Source organism: Massilia genomosp. 1 (assembly GCF_011682185.1).
GTDB lineage: Bacteria > Pseudomonadota > Gammaproteobacteria > Burkholderiales > Burkholderiaceae_D > Telluria_A > Telluria_A rubra.
The window spans coordinates 1-1435 of the sequence record NZ_WHJF01000279.1 but is presented as its reverse complement, the minus strand read 5'-3'; the positions used below and the strand labels follow the sequence as shown (position 1 = coordinate 1435).

General features: G+C 49.0%; 2 protein-coding genes and 1 pseudogene. 2 read left to right on the top strand and 1 reads right to left on the bottom strand.

Features of this window, described 5'->3' with window-relative positions:
* Positions 1-196: 196 nt before the first annotated feature.
* Both F1735_RS33555 and F1735_RS33550 read left to right on the top strand, forming a co-directional pair.
* Positions 197-673 carry a lysozyme gene (locus F1735_RS33555; RefSeq protein WP_167241330.1) on the top strand — a complete coding sequence of 159 codons (477 nt, stop codon included), beginning with the start codon at positions 197-199 and terminating at the stop codon, positions 671-673.
* A complete protein-coding gene (locus F1735_RS33550; protein WP_167241329.1) occupies positions 670-1107 on the top strand; it encodes a hypothetical protein in 438 nt (145 codons plus the stop codon). The genes F1735_RS33555 and F1735_RS33550 overlap by 4 nt, the downstream gene beginning before the upstream one ends.
* 209 nt (positions 1108-1316) lie before the next feature.
* Here the strand turns inward: F1735_RS33550 and F1735_RS33545 are convergent.
* Positions 1317-1435, bottom strand: a pseudogene (locus F1735_RS33545) (IS1595 family transposase); the annotation flags it as partial.

The following is a 1435-nucleotide window of genomic DNA, read 5'->3' as shown; positions in this document are numbered from 1 at the left end:
AATGAGATTAGCCATGATTCCGCCGCCGTAACCGATCAGATTTCCTCCGATATCACGAAAAAGCGATGAAAAATCGTGCTCTCCTGATGTCGGCCAGTTCGGAAAAATCGTTTTGCAATTGGCTCAACATACCTGATAGCCGAGATTGTCTGCTAACAAAATAGTCTAATTTGGCAATCATCACTTGGAGAAAAAGATGAAAATGAGCAACATGGCGCGAGTAAAAATGCGGCAGCATGAAAAACCCGTCATGAAGTATTACGATGATATGGGCCCAGGTCGTGGCAACTGTTCCTGGGGCATCGGGATACTCGAGCACCGCGGCCCATGTACTGCTGAAGAACTGGCGAGACCAGTCACTGTGGGCCAAGTCGAGGCTGAGTTCTCATCCAGAGTCCAGGAGGCTGAGCGAACGGTAGAGCGACGCGTCACCGTAGATCTGACACAAGAACAATTTGATGCGCTGGTGAGCTTCACGTTCAACAGGGGAAGCACCGGTGCGACCCCTGTGTTTGACCTTGTGAACGCGGGTGACTTTGATGGAGCAGCAAATCGAATTTCTAGCGAGGTATACGGCAGGACCAAGAAAAATGGGAAGTCTGTTATGGTTTTATTAAGCGGACTAGTGTCCCGCAGAAAAGAGGAAAGCGCACCATTTCGGGAAAAGAAATGAAGACCTCGTTAGTGACATTGATCAGGCGTCTTTTGGCGCTGGCATTTTTTTTATCAATCGCAGGAAGCGCAAATGCAAAGGATATAAATGATGACATCTATGGTCTTTGGAAGATAAAGTCGATAATGGGCGGGGGAATCAGTAGTTTATCGGAGCATAAAGCACGTTTGTACATGGGGAAAATCGCAATAATCAATGCTGACAAATTTGTTTTTAACGGAAGAACTTGTTTGCATCCGCCCTATAGCCGAAGTGTCGAAGATGTCGATAAGTACTTTGATCGCGAATGGCGCGCTGATGTCACTGATACTCCTTTGCCCAACCCGGTAACAATTATTGATGCGAAATGTAATTTTCTTTATCCCATTCGAAAAAACCATATTATGATTGCAGAGGATGGCGTTTTCTTCGAGGCAGTACGAATCAAGAAATAGATATGCAACTCAGCGGCTCAAGTCCGGCCCGTCCTTCGGCGGTCCTGACCGCGCGCCCTGGCGTTGCCGCTCCTGGACAACTTTCTCCAGTTCAGCCTGAACCTTCACCAGCAGCGCCGGGTCGATGTTGGTGGCGGCGAGTGCGCCTAGTGTAGTGTTGCATTCTGTTTGCCGCTTAAGCGGCTGTTGGCGCGAATTACCTTTGGTGATTAGCGCTGATCTTCAGCTAACCGACACCACGCTTCGGTTCGGTTGCCCGTGGCGACAGCAGCGTACAAGAGGCGCGTCAAGATGGTCGACAAATCGAAGCGCCGGTTAAATCGATACT